We start from the raw sequence: 19,651 nt of genomic DNA on the forward strand, positions 1-19,651 counted from the left end.
GCGGCTGTGCTAGGGAATCCGGCTCGTTGGCCGGCAAAATCGCGCTCGCCCTAGCTCAAATCGGGCGTGTGGTCAAACAAGCGACGGTGTTCCTTCAGGGCGTAGGTATCGGTCATGCCCGCCAGGAAATCGGCGACGCTGCGCGCCTTGATGCGATCCTGCGCCCTATCGAGGCCTTCGCGCCAGCCGTCGGGCATGGCGCGCGGATCGGCGAAATAGGCATCGAACAGATCCCTGACGATCCCTTCGGCGTCGGCACGCACGCGCATGACCTCGCTGTGCCGGTAAAGATGCTTGTAGAGGAAGGCCTTCAATTCCTTCTCGGTCGCGGCCATGCCGGCGGAGAAGGTCACCATCGTCTCGCCCGCCGCCCGCACGTCGTCGGCGCTTGCCGGCTTCAGGCGCTCGAGATTGGCGTGGGTGGAGGCAATCACGTCCTCGACCATCATGGTGATCTGGCGGCGCATCAGTTCATGGCCGGTGCGCACGGCGTCGAGCGCCGGATAGCGCTCCCGCACGCTCGCCAGGATCGAGCCCGGCAAGGTGACGTCCTCCAGCATGTCCAGCGTCAGGAAGCCCGACCGCAGACCGTCATCGATGTCATGGGTGTTGTAGGCGATATCGTCGGCGATCGCCGCGCACTGCGCCTCGATGCCGGCAAACCGGTCGAGTTCGAGATCATGCAGCTCCGAATAGTCGCGGATCGCCTGCGGCACCGGGCCCTTCAGCCCCTGCCCTTTGGCATCCGTCAGCGGCCCATTGTGCTTGACCAGCCCCTCCAGCGTTTCCCAGGTGAGGTTCAGCCCGTCGAACTCGGCATAACGCCGCTCAAGCCGCGTCACCACGCGCAGCGACTGCGCATTGTGGTCGAAGCCACCCCAGGCAGCCATCTTCTCATTCAACGCCTCCTCGCCGGTATGGCCGAAGGGCGTGTGGCCGAAGTCGTGCACCAGGGCCACGGCTTCGGCCAGATCCTCGTCGCCGCGCAGCGCCCGCGCCAGAGCGCGCGCAATCTGCGCAACCTCGATCGAATGCGTCAGCCTGGTGCGGTAGTGGTCGCCCTCATGCGCGACGAACACCTGCGTCTTGTGCTTCAGGCGGCGGAAGGCAGTCGAATGGATGATGCGGTCGCGATCGCGCTGGAACGGCGTACGGGTCGGGCTTTCGGCCTCCTCGAACAGCCGCCCGCGCGAGCGCGCGGGATCGCTGGCATAGGCGGCGCGCGGCCGGTAGCCGAACCCTATGTCGCCGAGAGCATCCTTGCCCTGCCGCTCGTCCATTCACCCACCAGTTGACTTGGCCCCGCCCGCTTCATACCTATCATATGAAACCGAAAGCAAGGTGACGCCATGGGCGCCGATGCCAAGACTGCCATGAAGGTCGAGATGACCGACGCCGCCGCCAAGCGGATCGCCAGGATCGTGTCCGGCGAGCCAGGCAAGACGGCGCTGCGCGTCTCGGTCGAAGGCGGCGGCTGCTCCGGCTTTTCCTACAAGTTCGACCTCGTCGACACACGCAACGACGACGACGTCGCCATCGAGAAGGACGGCGCCACCGTGCTGATCGACGACCTGTCGCTGGTCTATATGGGCGGCTCGGTGATCGACTTCGTCGACGACCTGATGGGCCAGTCGTTCCAGATCAGGAATCCGAACGCCGTCGCCTCCTGCGGCTGCGGCACCAGTTTTTCTGTTTAGCTGAAATCGGATGCCTGCCGTCGGGGCGGTTCGTCAGGTCGCGCTCTCGGCCGGCCGCGATCTCGACATCACGCTCGCCTTCTGGCGTGACGTGCTCGGCATGGGCGTGCATGCGCGCTACGATCCGCCGGGCATCGCCTTCATCATGGCCGGCGACGTGCGCCTGTTCTTCACCGATGGCGTGCCGGCGGGCATCGTCTATCTCGACATTACCGGCCTCGAAGCCTTCCATGCGCAGGCGAAGGCCGCGGGCATTCCCTTCACCGCGCCGCCGGCACTAGTCCATCGCGACACCGAAGGCCAGTTCGGTCCGGCGGGGGAAAGCGAGTGGATGGCCTTCCTAAAGGACCCGGCAGGCAATACGATCGGCCTCGTCGAACGCCTCCCGTCCGAAGATCCCAAGGGCAATCCATGAAAATCGTCACCTGGAATATCAACGGCGTTCGCGCCCGCATCGGCAACCTCACCCACTGGCTGACCGAAAGCGCGCCCGACATCGTCTGCCTGCAGGAGATCAAATCGGTCGACGAACAGTTCCCGCGCGCCGAGGTCGAGGCGCTCGGCTACAATGTCGAGACCCATGGCCAGAAGGGCTTCAACGGCGTCGCCCTCCTGTCGAAACTGCGCTTCGATGAAGTTATCAAGGGCTTGCCCGGTGATGACGAGGACGAGCAGGCGCGCTTCATCGAGGGCGTGTTCTCGACCGACAGGGGCGCGCTGCGCGTCGCCTCGCTCTATCTGCCGAACGGCAATCCGATCGACGACGAGAAGAAGTTCTCCTACAAGCTGTCGTGGATGGCGCGGCTGGAGAGGTGGGCGCAGGAGCGGCTGCGGCTCGAAGAGGCGCTGGTGCTGGCCGGCGACTACAACGTCATCCCCGAAGCCGCCGACGCCCGGTTCCCGGAGAACTGGCTGCGCGACGCGCTGTTCCAGCCGCAGACGCGGCAGGCCTTCCGCCGGCTGAAGAACCTCGGCTTCACCGAAGCGGTGCGCGCCGTCACCGATTCGTCCGATGTCTACACGTTCTGGGACTATCAGGCCGGCGCCTGGCAGAAGAACAACGGCATCCGCATCGACCACCTGCTTTTGTCGCCCGAAGCCGCCAACCGTTTTTCCTCGGCCTCGGTCGAAAAGCATGTCCGCGCCTGGGAGAAGCCATCCGACCACGTGCCGGTGGCGATCGAGCTGGCGCTGCAGCCCGCCTGAGGGCTACTCACGCAAATCTCCGCAAAACCCTGATATCGCCACAAATTGCGCGTTTGATGCGACTTGCTGCGGGGGTTCGATGGCGATCCGGTTTGTTCTTTGCTCGGCTGGCCTTGTGTTGGCGTTGATCGCGCCGGCACCGGTGCTTGCCGCCCAGGCATGCCTTGCCAACGGCAAATCGTTCAAGATTGGTGAGACCGCCTGCCTGACGATTGCCGGCGAAAGCCACCTTGCCCGCTGCGACATGGTGCTCAACAACACCTCGTGGACCAAGATCCATGACGACTGCCCGGGCACGACCCCGCCGGTCATGACCACGCCGATCTCGACGCCCGCGCCAAGCATGGTGCCGACGGAACCGACCGAGAACTGATTTACCTGGAGTGACTTGGCAGCGGCGCGGCTTACTGGTCGCCGCCGCCCTTCGTCAGGATGTCGTCGGCGAGCGAGATGGCCGTGCGGCGGTCGGCTTCGCCGGCGGCGGCGAAGGCCTCTTCCTGCATGCTGCGGATCCACGGCTGGTCGGCCGGTGCGGCACGTTCGAGTGCGGCCGTCATCATCGCCAGGCCGCGCACCACCTTGCCGCTCTGGAACAGGAGGTTGCCGAGCGTCGCCTGCGCGCCGGCATGGCCCTTCTCGGCCGCCAGTTGGAGCCAGCGCCCGGCCTGCTTGACGCTTGCCTTGACGCCGCCCTCGCCCTTCAGGAACATCTGCCCGATCTCGAACTGGGCGTTCGGATTGCGGTAGTTGGCGGCGGCGCGCATGTAGTATTCCTGCGCGGCCACCTCGTTCTCGGTGACCGGGCTGCCGGGTATACCCTTGCGCAGATAGTCGCCGAGCGCCACCAGCGCGTCGGAGACATAGCTCTCCTCCGGCGATCCCGGCTCGACGTCCTGATCGACGATCTCCGAAAAGAACTTGAAGGCCGCGTAGTCGTCGCGCGCCACGCCGTCGCCTTCGGCATACATGCGCGCAAGCTTCCAGGTAGCGCCGATCTGGCCGTTCTCGGCGGCATATTTGTAGGCCTCGACCGCCTGGTCCTTGTGGCCGTTCTTGTAGGCGGAAAAGCCGAACTGGAACACCGCCCACGGGCTGGATTGGGGCTTCACGCCGGTCTTGTCGTCGAACACCTTGTCGTCGAAGGCCACGGCCTGGCCCACGGCGCCGAAGGTCGCGCCAAAAGTGGCGAACACGACCAGTGCCGAAAAGACAGACGACCTCAACACCTCAGATATCCGCATAGCAATGTGTTTCTTTCGCACCGCCCGGATGCGTCACCGCGCCGTCGCGGGCCGATCCGACCGTCTGCGCATATTTCCAGATCGCGCCCGACTGATAGTCGGTCTTGCGCGCCTTCCACGTCTTCTTCCTCGCCGCCAGTTCGGCGTCGGACAGCGCCACCTCGATCGTGCCGTTGACCGCATCGATCGAGATCACGTCACCGCCCCTGATGAGCCCGATCGGGCCGCCGACAGCCGCCTCCGGCCCGACATGGCCGATGCAGAAGCCGCGCGTCGCGCCTGAGAACCGTCCGTCGGTGATCAGCGCCACCTTGCCGCCCATGCCCTGGCCGTAGAGAGCCGCCGTCGTCGACAGCATTTCCCGCATGCCCGGACCGCCGCGCGGACCCTCGTAGCGGATGACGAGAACCTCGCCTTCCTTGTAATTGCGCTGCGTGACCGCTTCGAAGCACTCCTCTTCCGAATCGAAGCAACGCGCCGGACCCGAGAATTTCAGTTCCGACATGCCCGCGACCTTCACGATCGCGCCTTCGGGGGCAAGGTTGCCCTTCAAACCCACCACACCGCCTGTCTTGGTGATTGGCCGGTTGGCGGGACGGACCACATCCTGGCTGTCATTCCAGGCAACATGCTGCATGTTTTCGGCCAAAGTACGGCCGGTCACCGTCATGCAATCGCCGTGCAGATAGCCATGGTCGAGCAGCGTCTTCATCAGCAGCGGAATGCCGCCGGCCTCGAACATGTCCTTGGCGACATATTTGCCGCCGGGCTTGAGATCGGCGATGTAAGGCGTCTTCTCGAAGATCGCGGCGACGTCGAAGAGGTCGAACTTGATCCCGGCCTCATGCGCGATCGCCGGCAGGTGCAGCGCGGCATTGGTCGAGCCGCCGGTGGCGGACACCACGGTCGCGGCGTTCTCCAGCGACTTCAGCGTGACGATGTCGCGCGGCCGGATGTTCTTCGCGATCAGCTCCATGACCTTTTCGCCGGAGGCGTAGTTGAAGCGGTCGCGCATCTCGTATGGTGCCGGCGCGCCGCAGGAATAGGGCAGCGCCAGGCCGATCGCCTCGGCGACGGTGGCCATCGTGTTGGCGGTGAACTGGGCGCCGCACGAGCCGGCCGACGGACAGGCCGCCTGTTCGATCTCGAGCAGTTCGGCGTCGGAGATCGTGCCGACCGAATGCTGGCCGACCGCCTCGAACACATCCTGCACGGTGATCTGCCGGCCGCGATAGCTGCCGGGAAGGATCGAGCCCCCATAGATGAAGATCGACGGCACGTTGAGGCGCACCATGGCCATCATCATGCCGGGCAGCGACTTGTCGCAGCCGGCAAGACCGACCAGCGCGTCGTAGCAATGGCCGCGCATGGTGAGTTCGACGGAATCGGCGATCACCTCGCGCGACACAAGCGACGATTTCATGCCCTGGTGGCCCATGGCGATGCCGTCGGTGACGGTGATGGTGCAGAACTCGCGCGGCGTGCCGTTGGCGGCGGCGACGCCCTTCTTGACCACCTGCGCCTGGCGCATCAGCGAGATGTTGCAAGGTGCCGCCTCGTTCCAGCAGCTGGCGACGCCGACCAGCGGCTGCGCGATCTCGGCCGCAGACAATCCCATGGCGTAGAGGTACGAGCGATGCGGCGCGCGCGCCGGACCCACGGTCACGTAGCGGCTGGGCAGCTTGGCCTTGGAGATAGCTCTGGCGTCCATACTCGTCCTTGCCGCGGGCGGTGCGGCCTGCCCCATCGCCGAGCCTTTTGGCGCGTGTCCCGAGACCATTTCGAGGTGCGCCGGGTTTATGGCGGGAAATGGGCAATCCCCCTGGCCGGAACTGTAGCGCCGGGGTTGTTCATAAAGTGTTGCTAAAACGTCACAATTGTGAGGGGCGCGGGATGTGCGGCGAATCTGCACCGCGGCGAGATTGGTGCGGTTACGGCGACGCCCGCACGCCTGAGGGCATCAACAAAAAAGGCCGGGCAACGCCCGGCCTTTTTGTGTCCAGTCTGAATGGCTTACCACTTCACCTTAAACGAGGTGGAGAGGGCGGAAACAAGGTCGTTGCCGAAGTCGGCGGTATAGTCGGTGCCGTAGGTGACGCCGTCGCTGCCGACGACCGGATGTATCGACCCGCTGGTGAGCACACCCAACGCGCCACCGAAACGGAGCTCGATGTTCTGGGTCGGCGTGTACGCCACGCCGCCGCTGATAGTCCAGGTGTCGGTCTGGGCGCTGAGGCCGGTGGTGGTACCACGATCCCAGGTAAGAACTGCCGCACCGCTCCACTGATCGTTGAACTTGTGGCCGATACCGCCGGAGACCGTCCATCCGTCCCTGTAGAGCAGATCCAATGACGTCGCGCGAACCACGCTGGTGGTGGTGCAGGCAAACGCGCCCTTCGTCGCAGTCGGGCAGAACGGGATGCTCTGCAATTGGCTCCAGTTCATCCACTTGACGGAGCCGAAGGCGAGCCATCCTGGCGCGATACCAGACTGCAGCTTCAGTTCCACCGAGTCCGGCACTTCAGAGGAGCCATAGACATTGGTTACGGTACCCAGCAGCGGATTTGTCGGATCGATGATGCTGGAAACCTGGGTCAGGTCGAGCGTTCCGGCGAGATTGTCGAGCTTCACCGCCGAATTGTAGACCAGGCTGGCGCGCAGAGCGATTTCCGGAATCTCATAGGCAACACCGGCACGCCATCCCCAGCCATCTCCCTCGAGATCGAGGCGTCCTACGCCCGTGCCCAAGAATGCCGGGAGAGGAGCAACCAACTGCTCCTTGAAGCCCGAAACATCCTCGTGAAATACGCCGCCAAGAACCCGAAACTGACCTTTTCCAAGGTCCATCTTGTACGAGCAGGTTGCGCCCAGCGCTTCGCTCTTTACCTTGGTTATGATATTGCCGTTCGCACCGGCCCAATTGGCGCCGGGATTGCTGAACGCTCCGATCGGTTGGCCGTAGTCGCCGAGGCAATCGACAGGGCCCATGCCGATCTTGATGCCGGCGCTTGGCACCCAATAGCTTTCGGTATCGCGGGCGGAGTTGGGCGCGCCCAACAAATTAAGCGGACCATTTGTCGGGTCGATATCCACCACATTCTTCAGGTCTCGTTGCGGCATCACATAGGTGGCGGAAGCCTCGCCGGTGACCTGCGCTGGATCGAACAGCAGGTCGATGTCGTAACCGCCGCGTTCCAGGCCGCCGGCAGGCGCGGAACCGATCGCGGCCAGCGAAAAGCACCCCGCCCCCAGCAGTGCTTTCAAACGCAAATTGATCATGGATGTCCTCCCCGAAATACTAGTGGATCAAGCTAGAACCAATTCGGGTTAACGGCGCAACAATGAATTCGGAAGGCGTACATGTACACCTTGGCCGACCGCCTTTCGGGCTTATCGGCGCATGCCGCCGCCTAGCCGAAAAATGGCTTTGCCAAGGCAACTCGGCGGAAAAAATCTGTGAAACCTGTCACAAAAAGCTCAAAAACAAGGTCTTTCGGGGCCATTTGGCCCCATTGTTACATTATGGCAACAATGGGGCTAAAACTTTCCGTTTACGTCAAAATTAACCCAACGGCATGGCCATTTTCGAGGCAATTGAGCTACCGGAAACCTGCCTCCAAGTAGAGGCGAATCTTGACTTCAGCCGGCGTCGCGGACCCGCGTCAACGCCACCGAAAGCTTCTCCTGCGCCTCGCGGTATTCGGCCAGTTTTTCGCGTTCGGCCTCGACCACTTCTTCCGGCGCATTGGCGACGAATTTCTCGTTCGACAGCTTCTTGTGCAGGCGGGCGATCTCCTCGGTCACCTTGGCCAGTTCCTTCTGCAGCCGCGCCGCTTCCGCCGCGAGGTCGATCAGGCTGCCGAGCGGCAGGCACACCGTCGCCTCGTTGAGCACCATCTGCGCCGAGCCCTTCGGCGGCGCGTCGACCAGCGCGATGTCGCCGACGCGCGCCAGCCGCTTGATGGCCTGGGCGTGGCGCTCCAGCCGCTCTTGCGTCGGCGTGTTGGCGCCGATCACCATCAACGGCGCGATCGCCGCCGGCGGCACGTTCATTTCCGAGCGCACCGAGCGGATGCCGGAGACGAGATCGACCAGCCAGTTGATGTCGGCGGCCGCGTCCGCGTCCTCGAAGTCCGGCGACGGCCAGGCGGCGTGGCAAAGCAGCGAAGCGCGCTCCTGGCTCTCGCCGGCGGTCTGCGCCCACAGCTCCTCGGTCATGAACGGCATCATCGGATGCAGGAGCTTGTAGATCTCGTCGAGCACGAAGGCGACGCAGGCGCGGCTCTCGGCCTTGGCCGCCTCGTCCGTGCCCATGAATACAGGCTTCAGGAGTTCCAGGTACCAGTCGCAGAACAGGTTCCAGACGAACCGGTAGGCGGCACCCGCCGCCTCGTTGAAGCGGTATGTGGAAATGCCGTCGGTGATGTCGCGCGCCGCCCGCGTCAGCTCGGTGAGGATCCAGCGGTTGACCGCGAGCTTGGCGTCGTTCAGCCAGAAATCGTCATTGCGGGCCACCTCGTTCATCTCGGCGAAGCGCGTCGCGTTCCAGAGCTTGGTGCCGAAATTGCGGTAGCCGGCGATGCGCGCCGGATCGAGCTTCACGTCGCGCCCCTGCGCGGCCATCACGGCAAGCGTGAAGCGCAGCGCATCGGCGCCGTATTCGTCGATGAGCTCGAGCGGATCGATGACGTTGCCTTTCGACTTCGACATCTTCTGCCCGTTCTTGTCGCGCACCAGCGCATGGACATAGACCGTGTGGAACGGCTCCTCGTCCATGAAGTGCAGGCCCATCATCATCATCCGGGCGACCCAGAAGAAGATGATGTCGAAGCCGGTCACCAGCACGTCGGTCTGGTAGTAGGTCTTGAGCTCCGGCGTCTGGTCCGGCCAGCCCAGCGTCGAGAACGGCCACAGCGCGGAAGAGAACCAGGTGTCGAGCACGTCCTCGTCGCGGGTCAGGATCTCGCCCGGCTTGAAATTCTCCAGCTTGTCCTCGACCCATGCCTTCCACGGCCCCTCCAGCGCCAGGTAGTATTCGATCGCCGCGGCCAGCGCCTCTTCCTCGGTCTTCTCGACGAAGACGCGTCCATCCGGCCCGTACCACGCCGGGATCTGGTGGCCCCACCAGAGCTGGCGCGAGATGCACCAGGGCTGGATGTTTTCCATCCAGTCGAAGTAGGTCTTTTCCCAGTTCTTCGGCACGAAGTTGATGCGGCCCTCGCGCACCGAGGCGATCGCCGGCTTCGCCAGTTCGATCGTGTTGACATACCACTGGTCGGTCAGGAACGGCTCGATCGGCACGCCGCCGCGGTCGCCATGCGGCACCGTATGGCGATGCGCCTCGATCTTGTCGAGGAAGCCGCCGGCCTCCATCAGCTCGACGATCCTCTTGCGCGCGGCGAAGCGGTCGAGGCCATTGAGCTCGTCCCAGACGGCCTGGCGTTCCGGCGTCACTTCGAGGCCGGCGAGGAAATCCTCATTGTCCTTGAGGGTGATCGCCGCCTCGACGGTGAGGATGTTGATCGCCGGCAGCTTGTGGCGCTTGCCGACCTCGAAGTCGTTGAAGTCGTGCGCCGGCGTGATCTTGACCGCGCCCGAGCCCTTTTCCGGATCGGAATATTCGTCCGCCACGACGGGGATCCTGCGGCCGACGATCGGCAGGATGACGTTCTTGCCGACCAGATGACGGAAGCGTTCGTCGTCCGGGTGCACCGCCACCGCCGTATCGCCAAGCATCGTCTCGGGACGCGTCGTGGCGACCGTGATGAACGTCTTGGGGTCTTCCGGATCGAAGACAGCCCCCTCGACCGGATAGCGGAAGTGCCAGAGATTGCCGTTGACCTCGTGTTGCTCGACCTCCAGGTCGGAGATCGCGGTGAGGAGCTTCGGGTCCCAGTTCACAAGGCGCTTGTCCTTGTAGATCAGCCCTTCCTTGTAGAGCGTCACGAACACTTCCAGCACCGCCCTGGACAGGCCCTCGTCCATGGTGAAGCGCTCTCGGCTCCAGTCGGCCGAGGCGCCGAGCCGCTTCAGCTGATTGAAGATCGCGCCGCCGGATTGGGCCTTCCACTCCCAGACCTTCTCGATGAAGTCCTCGCGCGAAAGATCGCGGCGGTGGATCTGCTTTTCCATCAGCTGGCGCTCGACCACCATCTGCGTGGCGATGCCGGCATGGTCCATGCCCGGTTGCCACAGCACGTTCTTGCCGCGCATGCGCTCGAAGCGCACCAGTATGTCCTGCAGCGTGTTGTTGAGCGCATGGCCCATATGCAGCGAGCCGGTGACGTTCGGCGGCGGGATGACGATAGTGAAGGCCTCCGCCCCCTCCTCCGCGCCCGCGCCGGCGCGGAAGGCATCGGCCTCTTCCCAGATTTTGGCGATCTTCGGCTCGACGGTTTTGGCGTCGTAGGTTTTTTCGAGCATGGGGAGCGGTCCGGGCTGTCGGGATTTGTTGGGTCCGGTGTAAATCGGAAGGCTGTGGGCAAGTCAACCGCAGGCGCGTGGCCGACGGCACTGCTGCTAGATAGTGGCAGGACAGATCAAGGCAACTCCCGGAGCCGAGCAGCGGCGTGGCTCTTGGGTCCCGGACGGCACCCCCCCGTAGCTTGGCCACGCTGCTGTAGGCGCATCGGCTGTTGCCCGGAGGGGCATTGCCCGCCTACGCCATCTCAACCCCGTAGTGCGCCCATGCCAACGCTCGAACACCACAAGATACGCGATCAAGCCGTTGTTTTCTTGAATACCAGGCGCCAGATTTCATCAGACGCTGCGGACGGAGCCATGGGGTGCCCGCACGTTCATCGTCAGCGATCCCGACGGCAACCTGATCTGCTTCGCCACCGGCTGAGCAACGGCAAAAAAGCGCCGCCCGAAGGCGGCGCTTTCATTTTGTTTGACCTGATCTACGAAAGCTACTGCGCGCCGCGCGCCACGCGCTCAATTTCCTCGCGCACCAGGCGCTCGACCAGCGTCGGCAGGTTGTTGTCCAGCCAATCCTGCAGCATCGGCCGCAACATGTCCTCGGCCATCTCGTCGAAGCTTTTCTTGCTGCGGCTGGCAAAGGCATCGGAGAGCTCGCCAAAGGCAGCGGCGACCTGGCGGCCGACATGCTCGGAAAGGATCGCCGTGCGTGCGGGCGGCGCTTCGGCCGCGGGCTGCGGCGCCGTCGCAACATGTGCGGCGGCCGGCTCGAAACTGGCTTCGTCCGCCAGCTCGTCCTCTTCTATCTCGAGCTCAGGTTCAACTGCCGGCGCGCGCGGCTCGACCCGCTCCGGCCGGCTCACAGCCTTCGCCGTCTCGCCGACGGCGGCGATCTCGCGCCGCCAGTCGGCAACGATCGTATCGCTGGTTTCGACAACTTTCTCCGAGGCGGCTGGGCCCGGCTCGGCTGCGATCCTGGCGCTCACCTCCGCGAGCGTCACCGGCGCCTTCAGCTCGACCGCCGGAGCGGCATCCACGCGCGTATGCGTTTCCATGCGGGCGATGACCGGTTCGGCCGCCAGTTGCGCCTGCACCTCCGCCAGCGAGACCGGCTTGCGGGCTTCGGTCCCGGCATTGAGTTCGGCACGGAAGGCATCCACATCCGGAGCCGGCACGACCGCCGCCGGCGCGGGCTGGAGATCCTGGCGCAATTCGTTCGCGTCACCCGGCTGCTTGCGCCCGGTGTCGCTGTCTTCGATGATCCTCCTGATGGAAGCCAGTATCTCTTCCATGGAAGGTTCGCGCTGCGCGCTGCTTGCCGTCGCCATTGTCACATCCGCCGCCCTTGTGACCCATTCCAGATTTTCGCCCCGGCAAAAGCCGGATCCGAATCATGGCAACAGGGTAGCCGACGGATCGCCGTCCGAGAATCCCCATTCTGGGGAGATGTTGGATTTCAACAGATTAGCTTATGCCTCAGGCTCTCGGACGGCCGCGGCAGAGGCGGAAGGAGCATCGGGCCCGACAATGCCAAACGCCGCGCATCCTTTGGACACGCGGCGTCTTGTCGAGCCGAACCTTGATTGCAGCGGACGCTTTAGCGCCCGTCGGGCGTGCGCAGCCCGTACCACTTGTCCTTGACGGCGTTGTAGTGCTCTTCCGGCTTGTACTTCGTCACGTTGAGCGCGAGGCGATCGACCGACAGCCGGCCGGTCGCCGACAGGATGGCATAGCTCGCCACCACCACGTCGCGCTCCGAACTGGCAAGGTTGATCTTGGCGCTGATGACGGCGTTCTGCGCGTTCAGCACGTCGAGCGTGGTGCGCTGGCCGACATTGCGCTCCTCGATGACGCCGTTAAGCGCCAGTTGGGCTGCGGCGATGACCTGCCTGTTGGCGGCGACGCTTTGCTGCGCAGCTGTGTACTGCGTCCACGCCGAGGTCACGGCCTGGCGCACCTGATCGCGGCTGACATCGACCTCGATTCGGGCCTGGCTCAGCGATTCCTTCTTCTGTCGCACCAGTGCCGAGGTGCGGCCGCCCGAATAGATCGGGATGGTCAGCGTCGCGCCGATGCTGGCCGAATTGGTGGTGCCGTCCGACGTGCTCAGGGCACCGGGCACGGTGTTGCGATAGGCGCTGGAAACGCCGGCATTGGCGGAAAGCTGCGGCAGCAGCGCGCCTTCCTGCGACTTCACCGCGAACGCCGCCGCGTCGACCAGGTGCGCGGTGGCAAGGATAGCCGGATGCTCGGCCGAGGCGATGACGATCGCCGCGTCGAGGCTGGACGGCAAAAGCCTGGCCAGCGGCGCCGCGGCCTTGAGCTTGCCGGGCTCGTCGCCGACGATCTGGTGATAGGTCGCCGCACTGGCCAGCGCCTGGGCGCGGGCGGCGCTGAGCTGCGCCACGGCGGTCGAGCGCGAGGCATCGGCCTGGGCTACGTCGGTGCGCGTGCCTTCGCCGACCTCGAAGCGCGAGCGCGCGGCGCGCGCCTGCTCGGTCAGGAACTGCAGGTTCTGTTCGGTGAGCACCGCCACCTGGCGGTCGCGGATGACATCCATATAGGCGCTTGCCGCGTTGAACAGGATGTTTTCCTCGGTGTTGCGCAGGCTTTCGACCGAGGCCCGGACCTGGGCTTCCGCGGCCGCGACGTTGTTCCTGGTCTGGAACCCGTCGAACAGCGTCTGGTCGATCTGCACGCCGAAATTGCCGGTGGTCAGGCGCACACTCTGGTTGGTGCCGTTCAGATGGCTGCTCGAATAGTCGATGCTGCCGGAACCGGTAACGGTCGGGCGCCAGCCGGACTTGGCGATGGCCACGCCCTCGTCGGTGACGCGCACACCGGCGCGGGCGGAATTCAGCTGCGAATTGTTCTGGTAGGCCTTGGCAAGCGCGCCGGTGATGGTTTCCGCCGAGGCGGCCAGCGGCGAAAGCGCTGTCGCGGAAACCAGGATGGCGGCTAGAACAGTCTTGCGTACGGACGGCACGTAATATCCCTCATTCGTTTGCATGGGAACCGCGCCACGACAGTCGCTCATCCATGAGCAGCCGGCGCCGCGCTTCTATCGTTCCCCCGCTGACTGCCCCCGAGAATACATGGTTATGCGATCAGCAACGATTGTTCAAATGCAAGCGATCACGACAGCGCGTTCACTGCAAGGCAAAAACGCTCAGAATTCAAATGCGTGGGTACGTTCAAAGCCAGGTAGTGGCTTAATTGCCGCATTAAACGCGCGTCTGCCCGTTACAACCCCCCCTGCTTTGAAAAAGAGCCTGGCCACGCCCGAATTGCCCTGCCCTTCCACGGCGACGAGACGGCCTTCCTCCGCAAGCTGGTCGAGCAGCGCGGCCGGCACTTCCTCGACGCTGCCGCCGACGAAGATCGCATTGTAGGGCGCCTTGGCGGCATGCCCCTGCGCCAACGGCCCGGTGACCACGGTCACGTTGTCGCAGGCCAGCGACGAGAGCGTCGATCCGGCGATTTCCGCCAGCGCCGAATCGCTTTCCAGCGCAATCACGGAGCGGGCCAGCCGCGACAGAAGAGCGGCCGAATAGCCGGTGCCGCAGCCGACATCGAGCACCGAATCGCCGGCGCCGATCTCGGCCAGTTGCAAGAGCTTGGCCAGCGGCGAAGGCTCCATCAGATAGCGCGCGCCGCTGCCGTTGGCGCCGCTGGAGATGCGAATGTCCTCATCGATATAGGCAAGATCGCGCTGGCCGGCGCCGACAAAGCTCTCGCGCGGCACCGAAAGCATGGCATCGATCAACGGCGCGCTGGTCACGTCGGTGGTGCGGACCTGGCCATCGACCATCTTGACGCGGCGTTCGGAGAAATCAGCGCTCATCGTTCCAACCAATCCGCCCAACAAGGCCCGCCTGCCGCGCCACGACCGCGGTCCAATCCGACCGGAACGCCTGCTCCCCTAGGGAGCCCAGGCAACTGGAGGCCTCGCCCGGAATCGAACCGGGGTGCAAGGATTTGCAGTCCTCTGCGTAACCACTCCGCCACGAGGCCTCGTTGCTCCCGGCGTTCCGAGCGGACTCAATATGTTGGCGGTGAAAGGCCGTCAAGCGCCCGCGCGCCATTCCCGGCGCTTTCCTCATGCGAGCAGCGGACACCGTTTCCGATCGGTTTTCATGAGCGCGCAGCCTTCGCCTGTGACGGAGCCACCCGGCTTGCGCCGCGGCGGCGTGAAGCGCCGCAACGCTTTTTCACGCCAGGTCCGATTCCGGGCGAGGCCTCCAGGGGATCTGCGAAAGGCCGGCAAAGCGCCCGGCCAAATCAATCCGGACGGCGCCGGCGTTCCCACCATACGACGAAGCGGCGCCGGTGGCGGCGCACCATGGCGAATTCGTAGGAAAGCACGAGCAATCCGATTGGAATCATCCAGAAGCCCAGGATGGGCAAGAAGCCGAGAATGCCGCCGAGAATCAGCACGACGCCGATGGCGATCCTGAGCCCGCGCGAGCGCGGCATGGTGAACTCACGGCCGAAGACCGTGATTTTCCGTGCCGGTGCGTCGTCGCCTGCTGCAGTCATTCGATCTCGGTTCCCATCGATTAAGACATCGGCCGCCCAAGGCCGCAACGCCTTTCGCCGCCCTACGTTCCTTGCGGAACCGCTCATATGAGGAGCCCGGCCGTCGATTGCCAGAAAGCGCCATGCACAAAATGGCGGAAAAAAATGTGAAATGCTTCTTTGCAAAGCCGAAACGGGTTTGCTATAGGCTGCGCCACTCACACAAGAGCCTCTGTTCCCCGGTAGCTCAGTGGTAGAGCAACCGGCTGTTAACCGGTTGGTCGCTGGTTCGAATCCGGCCCGGGGAGCCAAGTTTTTTCAAAGACTTAGGCGAAAGCTGCGCAGCCAGTCCGGCTAGGCAGCCACGGATGCGTCCATATCCAAAGGCCGCAACCGCTCCAGCCGTTCATCGCCTGGTCCGGTCAACCATTCTTGTTCCCGTTTGGATTTGGTGACGGTGCCTCACGCACATCTCGCGGCGGTGGGTCGACATGATCGGGCTCGGGCGATGATGAATCCTTGTGGCGGGGATGCACCGGTGGCTTCTTGTGGTCGGGTTTCGGCGGGGGCCGCTCTTTGGTTTGATCTGGCATCAGGTTTCTCTCCCTCACCCGAAACCAGACAGACGCGCTCTTTGTTCCGATGGCTCCGACCGAAAGCGCCGGCCACTCTGAGCCGCCGGGCGTGAGGGGCCTACGGACTGGCGACGCCGCCGCCTGGCGGCTCGATGGTGGGGACGGGCTCAACGACTTCGAATTCCTAGTGCCGATCGACACCAGCAACCGGCCGGAACATGTCGCGTCGCCCGAAGGCACGGCCGGAAAAGCAGAAACCTCGCCGCTCCATTCGCGGAGCGGCGAGGCCCCCAAACGCCCCTATTGCCGGTCCCAACAACCCGGCATTGCTGGCAGTGCAATTGTGGTGCCAGCAGCAAATGACCCATTCCGAGACGCCGGCGTGCGTCGGCCCAGGCGGCAAATCGTGCGCCGGGCAAGGGTGGCACGGTTCTTGCTGCCACAATTTCAGTCATGCCGGCCGAAAAGACCTGTTCCATATCGACACCGGCATCTGAGGTTGGGACAATGATGTCGCACAAACTTATGTTCGGCCCTCTTGCGGTGCTCTCGGTCACCGCCCTTGGGCTAGCCCTCATTCGGTTGGCATCGGCTTTTCGCGAGTTCGTTCATCCGCGCTACCGGCCGGAGCTCCACTATATGCGCGGTCCCGGGCCGGCCACCGCGCGCCGGGCGAGCGCGCGCTAAGCGGGTTCGGCCTGCGGCGGAGATGCGCCTCCCGGCGCCTTCTGTGGCTTGCTGCCTAGAACAAAAGGGGGATTCACATAACCGAGGATATGATTTAGGCTTACCCTGAAAAGATCGCAGGGTGGCAACCGTGGAAGCGACTTTCGATGACCTGACAAGGGCTGTGGCACAGCCCCATAGTGATGTGCGCGCCAACGTCCGCGCCATCGCCCTCAATCTCGCCGGCAAGCTCCTGATGGGCATTGCCATCGGGTTGGGCATTGCCATTGGCTTGGCCATCATTGGCTAGCGCGGCCAGCTGATCATCACCAAGTCGCGGCGCCACCGAGAGGCGTACACGCCAAGCGCTGGCAACCATATATTAGCAATCTCTTGTATTTCGCCTGAAGCAGGCTCATCATACAGCCGCTTTGTCGGGAACTTCTTGAGGGAGATTTTCCGATGCGACCGGTACTCATTGTCATCGCCTTGGCGGTCTGCTTTGTCCTGTGGGACAGGCTTCAGAATGAAGGCCGTTATACAACACGGATAGAAGACAGTTTCCGCCAGGCCGCCGCCGACCTGCCGAGCGGCTCGTACGGCCACGAGGTCAGGTTCAGCCGTGACCTCATGAAGCGTTGAAAGGGCTCATCAGAATGAGCCGAAGCGGCGGCTGAGCGGCCTTCCCGCATTTCTCGCACTCCTCACCGCTGCGGCCGCAACAGGCTGTGCTGGCCCTCTCACTGATAAGGCCGCCGATGGCAACGAATCTTGCGCCCGCACGCCCGCCGCGCCATGGTCCGGCAAACCCTGAGGAGGAACCATGCGAATCGTCCTGGCATCGGCGCTGCTGCTAACCGTCGCGCTGTCCGCAACCGCCGCCAACGCTCTGGACAGCGGCGCAAACCCTGTCGTCGTGACGCCGCTCGCCGATCGCACGCAAACGGCGTCCGGCCAGCCCATCACGCTGCCGCAGAAGAATGTCGAGGTCATCGTCTCGAGCTTCGAGATCGCCGTGGGCGCGACCTTGCCGATCCACAAGCACCCGTTTCCCCGCTACGCCTATGTCGAGGCCGGAACGCTCAAGGTGACGAATGTCGAAACCGGCAACAGCAATACCTACAAGACCGGCGATTTCATCGTTGAGATGATCGGCCAGTGGCACCAGGCCACCAATCTCGGCGACGGCCCGGTGAAACTGCTGGTCATCGACCAGGTCGAGCAGGGCGCCAAGAACACGGTGCTGCGCCAGTAATCGCCCTCATCCCCAGGCGCCGACAGGTTGCTCGGTGGCGGCGTTGAGGCGGTTGAAAGCGTTGATCAGGGCGATCTGCACCACCAGTGCGGCCAGTTGCTTTTCGTCATAATGCCGGGCGGCTTCGTCCCAGATCGGGTCCGGCACCGGGTCGGCCCGATCGCTCAGCCGCGTCGTGGCTTCGGCCAGCGCAAGCGCGGCGCGTTCCGGCTCCGTGAAATAAGGCGTTTGCCGCCAGGCCGACACGGCAAAGATGCGCTCGTCCTTCTCGCCGGCCTTCTTCAACTCGCGCGCATGCATGTCGACGCAGACGCTGCAGCCGTTGATCTGGCTGGCGCGCAGGTGGACAAGCTTGCGCGTCACATAAGGCACGTCGGCCGCCTCGGTCGACTTGTCCAGCGCCAGCAGCGCCTGCAACGCGCCGGGGATGAGCATTACGGGGTTCTTCAGTCGTGCTTGCACAATGGCCTCCTTCGGTCGTGTCCTTACAAGCCCCGGGCGCTCAGCTTCCGGAGGTCCTGGCTTCCCCAGGGCTTTTTGGTTCGCCGACACCGCCGCAGGCTGGACGGCCTTTGGGCCACATCGCCTGTCTCGATCTATAACCCGTCGGCTATGAATTAACTCATAACTCGCTAGTTATTGAATTGTCAAGCACGCCTTGGCGAATGCCGGTCGCCCGTCGCCCGCTGGACCGATCATTGCCGCTTTCACGGCAGCAGACCCGATGCTAGGGCTGTCGCCGAAAAATCATGGACGGACCGCACCTTGAGCAAGAATCCTCAGCCACCCCTGATCGAACTCTGTGTCGAAGGCATTGACGGGCTGCTTGCCGCGCAGGCCGCCGGCGCCGACCGGGTCGAACTCTGCGCCAGCCTGGTCGAAGGCGGCATCACGCCGAGCCTCGGCACGGTGCGCGCGGCGCTTGAGCTCGCCACCGTTCCGTTCCACGTCATCGTCAGGCCGCGCGGCGGCGATTTCCTCTACGGCGAGGCCGAGTACCGCTCGATGCTTGCCGATGTCAGCGCGCTTGCCGGTCTCGGCGTCGCCGGCGTCGTCGTCGGCTGCCTGAATGCCGACGGCACCATCGACGAGGCCCGCATGGGCGAATTGGTGCGCGCGGCTGGCCCGCTCAACGTCACCTGCCATCGCGCCTTCGACATGACGCGCGACCCGGCCGAGGCGCTCGAGGCGCTGGTCCGCTGCGGGGTCGGCCGCGTGCTGACCAGCGGCCAGCGCGACACCGCTCTGGAGGGCGCCGAGCTTCTGGCCGCGCTCGTCCAACAGTCCGGCGAGCGCATCATCATCCTCGGCTGCGGCGGGCTCGATCCCGACAATATCGCCGAGGTGCTCGCCAGGACCGGGCTGAAGGAAATGCATTTCGCGGCCCTTGCCGATGTGCCGAGCGCCATGCGCTACCGCAACCCGCGCGTCGGCATGGGCGGCAGCGACCTCGACCGCGAGTACCGCACCACGGTGACCGACGGGGCATTGGTGGCGGCGACCATCGCGGCCGTCAGGGCCTGATTCCTGGGAAGATGCGATGACCGAAGGACGCTCGCCGATCGACCGCGTTTCGCCCGGGGACGAGCCCGCCATCCTCGCGCTCAACAACGAGCATGCGGCGGAACTGTCCTGGCTGGAAGCCGAGCGGCTCTCCTTCCTGCTCGGCGAGGCCTTCTATGCGCGCCGCATTGGCGCGCTCGAGGCCTTCATCATGACCTTCGACCAGGACGCCGACTACGACAGCCCGAACTTCCTCTGGTTCCGCGAACGCTACCAGCGCTTCATCTATGTCGACCGGGTTGTCGTCGCGGCAGCCGCGCGCGGCCGTGGCCATGCTCGCCGGCTCTACGAGGATCTGTTCGAGCACGTCGCGCGCTCCGGCCAGGCGATCGTCACCTGCGAGGTGAATGCCGATCCTCCCAATCCGGCATCGGACGCCTTCCATGCGGCGCTGGGATTCGCCGAGGTCGGCGACGCGGTCATCCATGGCGGCAAGAAGGCCGTGCGCTACTACCTCAGGCAACTTGCCTGAGCGCCGGCGCGCGGCACTGGCGCAACAAACAAGCCGTC

At 64.3% G+C, this 19,651-nt stretch carries 19 protein-coding genes, 2 tRNA genes and 1 pseudogene; 11 read left to right on the forward strand and 11 right to left on the reverse strand.

Annotation, left to right across the window (positions count from 1 at the left end; all coding sequences use genetic code 11):
* Positions 1–50: 50 nt before the first annotated feature.
* The gene (locus EN786_RS29385; RefSeq protein WP_127283789.1) at positions 51–1,280 is read right to left on the reverse strand and encodes a deoxyguanosinetriphosphate triphosphohydrolase; all 1,230 of its coding nucleotides are present in this window, start codon (positions 1,278–1,280) and stop codon (positions 51–53) included.
* Positions 1,281–1,349: 69 nt separating this feature from the next.
* Here EN786_RS29385 and erpA point away from each other — a divergent pair, with 69 nt between their 5' ends.
* From erpA to EN786_RS29405, 4 genes are all read left to right on the forward strand, one after another.
* Entirely contained in the window at positions 1,350–1,697 is a 348-nt protein-coding gene (gene erpA, locus EN786_RS29390; RefSeq protein WP_126054194.1) for an iron-sulfur cluster insertion protein ErpA, read from the forward strand.
* Between the two features lie 10 nt (positions 1,698–1,707).
* A complete protein-coding gene (locus tag EN786_RS29395) occupies positions 1,708–2,112 on the forward strand; it encodes a VOC family protein (protein WP_127283790.1) in 405 nt (134 codons plus the stop codon).
* Entirely contained in the window at positions 2,109–2,903 is a 795-nt protein-coding gene (gene xth, locus EN786_RS29400; RefSeq protein ID WP_127283791.1) for an exodeoxyribonuclease III, read from the forward strand. The genes EN786_RS29395 and xth overlap by 4 nt, the downstream gene beginning before the upstream one ends.
* Before the next feature lie 79 nt (positions 2,904–2,982).
* Positions 2,983–3,276 (forward strand): hypothetical protein, encoded by a 294-nt coding sequence (locus tag EN786_RS29405; RefSeq protein ID WP_127283792.1) that lies wholly within the window; start codon positions 2,983–2,985, stop codon positions 3,274–3,276.
* Positions 3,277–3,307: 31 nt separating this feature from the next.
* On the opposite strand, the gene EN786_RS29410 is transcribed toward EN786_RS29405, so the two are convergent.
* The 4 genes from EN786_RS29410 to EN786_RS29425 form a co-directional block, all read right to left on the reverse strand.
* A complete protein-coding gene (locus tag EN786_RS29410) occupies positions 3,308–4,144 on the reverse strand; it encodes a tetratricopeptide repeat protein (protein ID WP_127283793.1) in 837 nt (278 codons plus the stop codon).
* Positions 4,131–5,855 carry a dihydroxy-acid dehydratase gene (gene ilvD / locus EN786_RS29415; RefSeq protein ID WP_127309967.1) on the reverse strand — a complete coding sequence of 575 codons (1,725 nt, stop codon included), beginning with the start codon at positions 5,853–5,855 and terminating at the stop codon, positions 4,131–4,133. The genes EN786_RS29410 and ilvD overlap by 14 nt, the downstream gene beginning before the upstream one ends.
* Positions 5,856–6,157: 302 nt before the next feature.
* Positions 6,158–7,423: an OmpP1/FadL family transporter gene (locus EN786_RS29420; protein ID WP_127309966.1), complete on the reverse strand. Its 1,266-nt coding sequence runs from the start codon at positions 7,421–7,423 to the stop codon at positions 6,158–6,160.
* Positions 7,424–7,783: 360 nt separating this feature from the next.
* Entirely contained in the window at positions 7,784–10,567 is a 2,784-nt protein-coding gene (locus EN786_RS29425; RefSeq protein ID WP_127309965.1) for a valine--tRNA ligase, read from the reverse strand.
* A 331-nt stretch (positions 10,568–10,898) separates the two neighbouring features.
* Between EN786_RS29425 and EN786_RS38805 the strand changes: the two are divergent.
* Positions 10,899–10,991, forward strand: a pseudogene (locus EN786_RS38805) (VOC family protein); the annotation flags it as partial.
* 64 nt (positions 10,992–11,055) lie between these two features.
* On the opposite strand, the gene EN786_RS29435 reads toward EN786_RS38805, so the two are convergent.
* The 5 genes from EN786_RS29435 to EN786_RS29455 form a co-directional block, all read right to left on the reverse strand.
* Positions 11,056–11,892 carry a PopZ family protein gene (locus EN786_RS29435; RefSeq protein WP_127283797.1) on the reverse strand — a complete coding sequence of 279 codons (837 nt, stop codon included), beginning with the start codon at positions 11,890–11,892 and terminating at the stop codon, positions 11,056–11,058.
* A 269-nt stretch (positions 11,893–12,161) separates the two neighbouring features.
* Positions 12,162–13,550, reverse strand: a complete 1,389-nt coding sequence (locus tag EN786_RS29440; protein ID WP_127283802.1) for a TolC family outer membrane protein — start codon at positions 13,548–13,550, stop codon at positions 12,162–12,164.
* Between the two features lie 183 nt (positions 13,551–13,733).
* A complete protein-coding gene (locus EN786_RS29445) occupies positions 13,734–14,408 on the reverse strand; it encodes a protein-L-isoaspartate O-methyltransferase (RefSeq protein ID WP_127283798.1) in 675 nt (224 codons plus the stop codon).
* A gap of 96 nt (positions 14,409–14,504) precedes the next feature.
* Positions 14,505–14,578, reverse strand: a tRNA-Cys gene (locus tag EN786_RS29450).
* Between the two features lie 267 nt (positions 14,579–14,845).
* Positions 14,846–15,103 carry a hypothetical protein gene (locus EN786_RS29455; protein WP_127311795.1) on the reverse strand — a complete coding sequence of 86 codons (258 nt, stop codon included), beginning with the start codon at positions 15,101–15,103 and terminating at the stop codon, positions 14,846–14,848.
* 215 nt (positions 15,104–15,318) lie between these two features.
* On the opposite strand from EN786_RS29455, the gene EN786_RS29460 reads away from it, so the two are divergent.
* The 4 genes from EN786_RS29460 (at position 15,319) to EN786_RS29470 (ending at position 17,578) form a co-directional block, all read left to right on the forward strand.
* A tRNA-Asn gene (locus EN786_RS29460) sits at positions 15,319–15,393 on the forward strand.
* A 1,081-nt stretch (positions 15,394–16,474) separates the two neighbouring features.
* Positions 16,475–16,633 (forward strand): hypothetical protein, encoded by a 159-nt coding sequence (locus EN786_RS37890; protein WP_187331286.1) that lies wholly within the window; start codon positions 16,475–16,477, stop codon positions 16,631–16,633.
* A gap of 152 nt (positions 16,634–16,785) precedes the next feature.
* Complete coding sequence (locus EN786_RS29465; RefSeq protein ID WP_127285361.1) at positions 16,786–16,965, forward strand: hypothetical protein; 180 nt, start codon at positions 16,786–16,788, stop codon at positions 16,963–16,965.
* Between the two features lie 181 nt (positions 16,966–17,146).
* Positions 17,147–17,578 (forward strand): cupin domain-containing protein, encoded by a 432-nt coding sequence (locus EN786_RS29470; protein ID WP_127311797.1) that lies wholly within the window; start codon positions 17,147–17,149, stop codon positions 17,576–17,578.
* Positions 17,579–17,584: 6 nt separating this feature from the next.
* On the opposite strand, the gene EN786_RS29475 is transcribed toward EN786_RS29470, so the two are convergent.
* Positions 17,585–18,040 carry a carboxymuconolactone decarboxylase family protein gene (locus EN786_RS29475; protein WP_127285359.1) on the reverse strand — a complete coding sequence of 152 codons (456 nt, stop codon included), beginning with the start codon at positions 18,038–18,040 and terminating at the stop codon, positions 17,585–17,587.
* A 303-nt stretch (positions 18,041–18,343) separates the two neighbouring features.
* Between EN786_RS29475 and EN786_RS29480 the strand changes: the two genes are divergently transcribed.
* Both EN786_RS29480 and EN786_RS29485 read left to right on the forward strand, forming a co-directional pair.
* Complete coding sequence (locus EN786_RS29480) at positions 18,344–19,102, forward strand: copper homeostasis protein CutC (protein WP_127285358.1); 759 nt, start codon at positions 18,344–18,346, stop codon at positions 19,100–19,102.
* Between the two features lie 16 nt (positions 19,103–19,118).
* Positions 19,119–19,613, forward strand: a complete 495-nt coding sequence (locus EN786_RS29485; RefSeq protein ID WP_127285357.1) for a GNAT family N-acetyltransferase — start codon at positions 19,119–19,121, stop codon at positions 19,611–19,613.
* The last annotated feature ends 38 nt before the right edge of the window (positions 19,614–19,651 follow it).

This window comes from Mesorhizobium sp. M4B.F.Ca.ET.143.01.1.1 (assembly GCF_004792275.1).
GTDB lineage: Bacteria > Pseudomonadota > Alphaproteobacteria > Rhizobiales > Rhizobiaceae > Mesorhizobium > Mesorhizobium abyssinicae.